Source organism: Streptococcus pseudopneumoniae ATCC BAA-960 = CCUG 49455 (assembly GCF_002087075.1).
In the GTDB taxonomy this organism is placed as follows: domain Bacteria; phylum Bacillota; class Bacilli; order Lactobacillales; family Streptococcaceae; genus Streptococcus; species Streptococcus pseudopneumoniae.
This window is the reverse complement of sequence record NZ_MWSM01000028.1, coordinates 21,242-28,793: the sequence shown is the minus strand read 5'-3', so window position 1 is coordinate 28,793 and position 7,552 is coordinate 21,242. Positions and strand designations below refer to the sequence as shown.

The following is a 7,552-nucleotide window of genomic DNA, read 5'->3' as shown; positions in this document are numbered from 1 at the left end:
TCCTTTAGTTCCTTGGTCAAGCTTGATCTCTTGACCGAGTGCTTGCGATTATTTTCATAAGACTGTTGAGCATAGTCGGCAGAATAAATCTCTTTGAAGCACCCTTTTCCAAGACATTTTCGGACTGTCCTACGCTTAATTTCAGTGTGGATAGTTTGAGGAGCTTTTCCAAGTAGAGAGGCAATTTCTCTATTTGATTTTCCTTCTTTTTTTCCATCGTTCGATTAAGCGACGACTATCGATTGTCAAATGTTTGCCTTTTGTAGTATAATTGTCTTGCATCTCCGTGACTTTTAATCATTTCAATCTTAAATTGGACTTTTTTTACTTGGGTTGTACTTAATCTATAAGGAAGACAATAAAAAGAATATCAATCGAGTAAAGTCACAAAGTCACATTAGCTCCGAGCAACCATTGCAAATCGAGGTACTCATACAATGATTAAAATATTTCTCTCTGCCTTTTCTGTCATTCTCTTTGCTATCCCTATCATAGCTTATTCTTTTTTTCCATCTTCTAATCTTAATATTTGGCTATCTACCAGACCTATCTTGGCACAGATTTATGCCTTCCCCTTAGCTACTGCAACTATGGTTTCTATTTTAAGTTTCGTATTTTTTTCCCTATCTTTTTACAAGAAAAATAAACAAATACGGTTTTATTCTAGCATCTTGCTCTTACTATCGTTCATATTACTATTATTCGGAACAGATAAAACCCTTTCTTCCGTATCAAATAAGACTAAAACCTTAAAATTAGTAACTTGGAACGTCGCTAATCAAATAGAAGCACAACATATTGAGCGAATTTTTAGCCATTTTGATGCCGATATGGCTATATTCCCTGAACTAGCTACCAATATCAGAGGTAAGCAAGAAAACCAGAGAATCAAACTATTGTTTCATCAAGTTGGACTTTCTATGGCCAACTATGATATTTTTACTTCTCCACCTACTGACAGTGGAATAGCTCCTGTGACTGTGATTGTCAAGAAAAGTTACGATTTCTATACAAAAGCTGAAACTTTTCATACAACACGGTTCGGGACAATTGTATTACATTCGAGAAAACAAGATATACCAGATATCATTGCTTTGCATACTGCTCCTCCTCTGCCAGGTTTAATGGAAATCTGGAAGCAAGACTTAAACATCATTCATAATCAATTGGCTTCAAAATATCCAAAGGCTATTATTGCAGGTGATTTTAATGCAACTATGCGTCATGGAGCACTTGCAAAAATAAGCTCTCATAGGGACGCATTAAATGCACTGCCACCTTTTGAAAGAGGAACTTGGAATAGCCAAAGTCCAAAACTTTTTAATGCAACGATAGATCATATTTTATTGCCTAAAAACCACTACTATGTTAAAGATTTAGACATTGTAAGTTTTCAAAACTCTGATCATAGATGTATTTTTACAGAAATCACATTTTAATTATTTTATATAAAATCACCCCTCTAGTGTTCATAAACTAGAGGGGGAATTTATATCCTACTATCGTTTAACGCACTTCTGCATTCACTTTTTCTTCGAGCGACGCTTGGATTTTTTCCATATATCGTGCGACTTCTTCGTCCGTTAAGCTATCTTCTGGATTTTGGAAGGTCAAGCTATAAGCCATGGACTTCATACCAAGTCCCAATTTCTCACCTGAGAAGACGTCAAAGAGTTTGATATCTGTCAAACGTTTCACGCCGGCAGCTTGGATAGCATCTACAACTTCTTGGTGAGTTACTTCTGCCTTGAGGAGAAGGGCAACGTCACGGCTGACTGCTGGGAATTTCGTGATTTCCACAAATGGAACAGCAGGTTGGAGCGCCCCTTCGATGGCTGAAAGGTTAAGCTCAGCTACATACGTTTCTGGAATATCGTAAGCCTTGGCAGTGACTGGATGCACTTGGCCAAGGAAACCAAGAACTTGGTCACCGAGTGAAATCACGGCTGTACGACCTGGATGAAGGCTAGCGATTTCAGATGTTGCTATATAGGTTACTTGGAGTCCCAAACGAGTAAATAGGGCTTCAAGGATTCCCTTAGCATAGAAGAAATCAACTGGAACTGCTGCTGTTTGGAAATCTTTTTCAGCAACTAAGCCTGTCAAGGCAAAAGCAAAGCTGTTGATCTCATTTGGAAGTTCTTCTTTTGGATTGCCTATCTGTTCAAAGACTTTTCCAATCTCGTAAAGAGCCAAGTTTTTGTTCTTACGAGCCACGTTGTAAGCAACTGTATCTAGGATACCAGAAATCATATTTTGACGGAGGACAGAACGGTCCACTGTCATTGGCCACATGAGTTCAGTAAGGTTACTTGGTTGAGCCGTAAACTCAACTGCTTTTTCAGGAGTTGTTAGAGCATAGGTGATGATTTCTGTCAAACCTGCTCCTTCAGCAATGGTACGAACTTGACGGCGAAGTTTTTGAGTTGCAGTCAATTCACCAGCTGTACCATCGTCTTTTGGAAGGCTGGTTGGCAAGCGATCATAGCCATAGATACGAGCGATTTCTTCAAAGAGGTCTGCCTCGATAGTGATATCCCAGCGACGACGTGGGACGCTGACTGTAAAGCTGTCTGCATTTCCAGAAAGACCAAAGCCAAGACGACGGAAGACATCTTCTACATCAGCGTATGAAAGCTCAGTTCCGAGGACACGGTTGACGTCAGCAAGGGTAGAAGAAACTTCCACATCAGAGGTATCAAGTTCACCCGCTGAAACGATACCTTTACGCACCGTCGCACCTGCAAGTTCTGCAATCATGCTAGCCGCCGCATCAAGGGCTTCGTTAACAGTTGCCACATTGATACCTTTTTCAAAGCGAGAAGATGACTCAGAACGAAGGTTAAGACGACCACTAGTCTTGCGGATAGATTTTCCGTTGAAGACTGCAGCTTCAAGGACGACACGACTAGATTTCTCAGAAATTTCTGTTGCTTGACCGCCCATGACACCTGCAAGGGCTACTGGTTTGTCTGCGACAGTGATAACTAAGTCATTCACCTCTAAGTCACGTTCTTCACCATCTAAAGTCACTAATTTTTCACCAGCACGCGCTTCACGCACACGGATGTCAGTCCCTTCAAAGGTATCCAAGTCAAAGGCATGCATAGGTTGACCAAAGTAGAGCAGGATGTAGTTTGTCACGTCCACTACGTTGTTAATAGGACGGATTCCTTCGTTCATGAGAAGGTTTTGCAACCATTGTGGACTTGGTGCAATCGTCACATTATCCAAGATACGAGCTGCATAGTAAGGCGCCTTGTCTGTATCAATGCCCACAGAAAGAACATCTGCTGCAGCTTGGTCAGTTTCTGAAAGAGTAAATTCTTTAAAGTTGACTGCCTTGTCATAGATAGCTGCCACTTCGTGAGCCACTCCACGCATAGAAAGGGCATCTGCACGGTTTGGTGTGATAGACAGTTCGATGATTTCATCATCCAAGTCTAGGTATGAGAAGACTTCCTCACCTGGAACGGCATTTTCTGGCAAAATTTGGATGCCATCTGCGAATTCCTTAGGCACAACTGAGTCAGAAATTCCCAATTCGCCAAGCGAACAGATCATTCCAAGTGACTCTAAACCACGGATTTTTCCTTTTTTGATTTTGTAGTTGTCAGCGATGCGAGCTCCTGGAAGAGCCACCATAACCTTGATACCAGCACGCACATTTGGGGCACCACAGACGATTTGACGGGCTTCTTCTTCGCCAACGTTAACCTGACAAACATGAAGGTGAGTTTCTGGCACATCTTCGCAGGACAAGACCTCACCGACGACAATTTTTGAGAGACCAGCAGCCGGTGATTCGACACCTTCTACCTCGATCCCTGTGGTTGACATTTTTTCAGCCAACTCCTGTGATGGCACATCAATGTCCACCAATTCTTTTAACCATTTATAAGATACAAGCATAATTTAGTTCTCCAGAATGACCATTGCCACACTGGTTCTTTTCCTTTCCTATCATTTCAATAGAAGAATCCTCTTCTTACCTTAATTTCTTTCGCAGTAACCAATCCGTATCTACTTTTTGACCAACCATAAAATGATGTTGGCTAAATTTTTCAAAACCATATCGATTATAAAACGCTTGAGCTTTTGTATTATGCTCCCAAACACCTAACCAAGCCCACGAAAAACTATTTTTTGTAGCAAGTTCAAGAGCAAATTCAAACAGTTGCTTACCGAATCCAAATCCTTGGAATTTTTGTAGCACATAGAGGCGTTGAATTTCAAAAGCGTCCTCTAATTCTCTCTCAGTTTGAGCACTTCCCCAGTTGACTTTGAGAAAACCAGCTATCTCCTCTTCATGCATAATGAAATAGGTTTCGGAGTCAGGATTTTCCAACTCAGTTGATAAAACTCTCAGACTATAAGCCTCTTCAAAGTATTCCTGTAACTGCTCTTCCGTATTATCATGAGCAAATGTTTCACGAAAGGTTTGTTTGGCAATTTTAGCCAACACCTCAACATCTACCATTTCTACTTTTCTAATCATTATTTAAACTGTTCTGAGAAGCGGACATCTCCTTGGTAGAATCCACGGATATCGTTGATTCCATAACGGAGCATAGCTACACGCTCTTGTCCAAGACCAAAGGCAAAGCCAGAGTATACAGTCGCATCGATACCACTCATTTCAAGGACACGTGGGTGAACCATACCGGCCCCCATAATTTCGATCCAACCTGTTTTCTTACATACGTTACAGCCTTCTCCACCACATTTGAAGCAAGAAACATCCACCTCAACAGATGGCTCTGTGAATGGAAAGTAAGATGGACGCAAACGAATTTGACGCTCTTCACCAAACATTTTTTGGACAATCAACTGAAGGGTTCCTTGAAGGTCTGCCATAGAGATATTTTTCCCAACAACCAAGCCTTCAATTTGGTGGAATTGATGACTGTGGGTCGCATCGTCCGTATCGCGACGGAAGACACGCCCTGGCGAGATCATCTTCAAAGGACCTTTAGAAAAATCATGGGCATCCATAGCACGCGCCTGAACTGGAGACGTGTGGGTACGGAGCAAGATTTCTTCAGTGATATAGAAAGTATCCTGCATATCACGAGCTGGGTGGTCTTTTGGAAGGTTCATACGTTCAAAGTTATAGTAGTCTTGCTCCACTTCAAAACCATCCACGACTTGATAACCCATACCGATGAAGATATCTTCGATTTCTTCACTGGTTTGTGTCAAAACGTGACGGTGACCAGTCGCAACTGGACGACCTGGAAGCGTCACATCGATACTCTCGCTAGCCAGTTGAGCCGCGACTTTCTTTTCTTCCAAGAGCTTAGCTGTTTCTTCAAAAGCAGCTGTCAAGACATCACGAGCTTCATTGACGTGTTTCCCAATGATTGGACGCATCTCAGCAGAAACATCTTTCATCCCTTTGAGGATTTCAGTGAGCGAACCCTTTTTACCAAGGACAGAGACACGCAAATCTTGCATCTCTTTTTCATTTCCAGCAGTAATCTGCTTCAAGCTAGCCAGCGTTTCTTCGCGAAGCGCTTTTAATTGTTCTTCAATAGTTGACATATTTCCTCCATCAGTCTCTCGTAGATAAAAAGAAAACCACATGCCAAAAACTCCACTCGGAGCGTTGACACGCGGTACCATCCGTTTTCATCTGACAAGTCAGACCTTCATTTCTAAATCCATGCGCAAGTGAATTCACCCAGCTTTCATATAGAGAGCTTGCAGTCACGGCTCTCCTCCCTGATATACTTCCCTTGGGCTACTAGTCTTTCAGATTCCTATTCAATTACTACTTAGTTTATCAGATTTTTACCATTCTTGCAAGACCTATCTTACTTCTGCTTGTTAGCTTATTCTTATCTAACTTTATAGCGGATTGAAATAAGATGAAAACAAATCGATTGGGAAAGTAAAATTAATTTCTATAAACGTTTTAGCAATTGTTTCGTACTATTTTAGATTCAGTCTACTATATATAACCAATCTATCCTAAGTTAACTATTTATAATCGGCTCTCTGTAACAAAATTAAATTAATTAATCCCCCTATAAAATAAAGAGGTTTAGAATTTGATGTCTTCCAAACCTCTTTATTTCATATTTAATGAGATGCTGCCTTAACCGTGATAATATCTAATCATCAATAAACAAACTATTTGAATAAGGATTCTCCATTTGATTCAATCACTCCTTTATACCAAGTAAAGGACATTTTCTTATATCGATTGAATGTACCACTTCCATCATCGTTTCGATCAACATAAATGAGACCGTACCTCTTAGAAAGCTGTGCAGTGGACATAGAAACGCAGTCAATACATCCCCAAGACGTATAGCCCATAATTTCCACACCATCTTGTAGAGCTTCAGCTACTTGCAATAAATGTTCTTTCATATACTGAATTCTATAATCATCTTGGACTGTTAAGTTATTAAATTCATCTTTTATTAGTTGATCTTTAGCACCTAATCCGTTTTCTACTATAAATAATGGGATTTGATAACGGTCATAATATCTATTTAAAATTATACGTAGTCCAATTGGATCAATTTGCCATCCCCACTCAGAAGACTCTAAATAAGGATTTACTAAACCACCAATAATATTCCCTTGTCCTGAATTATACTGTGTTGGAAGAGCAGATTGAGTCACACTCATGTAATAGCTAAAGGATAAAAAATCTACGGTATAATTTTTTAATAACTCTGCATCTTCAGCTGCAAACTCTATGTTAATGTCATGTTCCTTAAAATATCTTTTTGCATAATTCGGATAATAACCTCTAACATGCACATCTGAAAATAGATAATTTAGATTCTCATACTCATGAGTCGCCCATACATCTTTTGGATTTGGAGTCATTGGATAAGCTGGCATAGCTAATACCATACATCCCACCTTAAACTCTGAATGAATCTCTCGAGCAATTTTTGTAACCAAACTCGAAGCGACTAACTCATGATGTATAGCTTGATATAATTCTTGTTTCGAAAGATTCTCCTTAGGTATATCTATTCCTCCACTAGTAAACGGTAATTCCAAAACAGAGTTTACTTCGTTAAATGTAAGCCAATATTTAACTTTATCTTTATACCTTTCTAAAACTGTTCGAGCAAATTTTTCATAAAAATGAATCATTCTCCTATCAATCCATCCATGATATTTTCTTGCTAAATATAATGGAGTCTCATAGTGTGAAAGAGTTACAAGTGGTTCTATCTCGTGAGCATGTAGTTCATCAAACAATTCATCATAATATTTCAAACCAGCTTCGTTAGGTTCTTCCTCATCTCCTTTTGGAAAAATTCTACTCCATGCAATAGAAGTGCGAAAAACATTAAAGCCCATTTCAGAAAACAAGGATATATCTTCCTTATATTTATGATAAAAATCAATACCTAATAATTTTAAGTTATCTTCTGTAGGATTTTCTGTTGCTTCTCCTAATCCACCTTTGGGTAACACATCCTGAACTGATAAGCCCTTACCATCTTCATTATATGCTCCCTCTACTTGATTAGCTGCAACAGCTCCACCCCAAAGAAAATCATCTGGAAAAATGGTCATA

The 7,552-nt window shown here is 39.6% G+C and carries 5 protein-coding genes and 1 pseudogene; 1 reads left to right on the top strand and 5 read right to left on the bottom strand.

The window, feature by feature from the left end:
* Positions 1–282, bottom strand: a pseudogene (locus tag B4W83_RS07235) (helix-turn-helix domain-containing protein); the annotation flags it as partial.
* Positions 283–437: 155 nt separating this feature from the next.
* Here B4W83_RS07235 and B4W83_RS07230 point away from each other — a divergent pair.
* Positions 438–1,439, top strand: coding sequence for an endonuclease/exonuclease/phosphatase family protein (locus B4W83_RS07230; protein WP_000590359.1), 1,002 nt, complete (start codon positions 438–440; stop codon positions 1,437–1,439).
* A 67-nt stretch (positions 1,440–1,506) separates the two neighbouring features.
* Here B4W83_RS07230 and pheT read toward each other — a convergent pair whose 3' ends face one another.
* The 4 genes from pheT to B4W83_RS07210 all read right to left on the bottom strand — a co-directional run bounded on the left by pheT (position 1,507) and on the right by B4W83_RS07210 (position 7,551).
* Positions 1,507–3,912 carry a phenylalanine--tRNA ligase subunit beta gene (gene pheT, locus B4W83_RS07225; protein ID WP_000961530.1) on the bottom strand — a complete coding sequence of 802 codons (2,406 nt, stop codon included), beginning with the start codon at positions 3,910–3,912 and terminating at the stop codon, positions 1,507–1,509.
* Positions 3,913–3,988: 76 nt separating this feature from the next.
* Entirely contained in the window at positions 3,989–4,498 is a 510-nt protein-coding gene (locus B4W83_RS07220) for a GNAT family N-acetyltransferase (RefSeq protein ID WP_000619957.1), read from the bottom strand.
* The gene (gene pheS, locus B4W83_RS07215) at positions 4,498–5,544 is read right to left on the bottom strand and encodes a phenylalanine--tRNA ligase subunit alpha (RefSeq protein WP_001818763.1); all 1,047 of its coding nucleotides are present in this window, start codon (positions 5,542–5,544) and stop codon (positions 4,498–4,500) included. The genes B4W83_RS07220 and pheS overlap by 1 nt, the downstream gene beginning before the upstream one ends.
* 591 nt (positions 5,545–6,135) lie before the next feature.
* Positions 6,136–7,551: a glycoside hydrolase family 1 protein gene (locus B4W83_RS07210; RefSeq protein ID WP_000151847.1), complete on the bottom strand. Its 1,416-nt coding sequence runs from the start codon at positions 7,549–7,551 to the stop codon at positions 6,136–6,138.
* Between the last annotated feature and the right edge of the window lies 1 nt (position 7,552).

Excerpts from the sequence above, each read along its gene's own strand:
- B4W83_RS07220 (WP_000619957.1), bottom strand. The coding sequence starts at position 4,498 with ATGATTAGAAAAGTAGAAATGGTAGATGTTGAGGTGTTGGCTAAAATT.
- pheT (WP_000961530.1), bottom strand. The coding sequence starts at position 3,912 with ATGCTTGTATCTTATAAATGGTTAAAAGAATTGGTGGACATTGATGTG.
- pheS (WP_001818763.1), bottom strand. The coding sequence starts at position 5,544 with ATGTCAACTATTGAAGAACAATTAAAAGCGCTTCGCGAAGAAACGCTG.
- B4W83_RS07210 (WP_000151847.1), bottom strand. The coding sequence starts at position 7,551 with ATGACCATTTTTCCAGATGATTTTCTTTGGGGTGGAGCTGTTGCAGCT.
- B4W83_RS07230 (WP_000590359.1), top strand. The coding sequence starts at position 438 with ATGATTAAAATATTTCTCTCTGCCTTTTCTGTCATTCTCTTTGCTATC.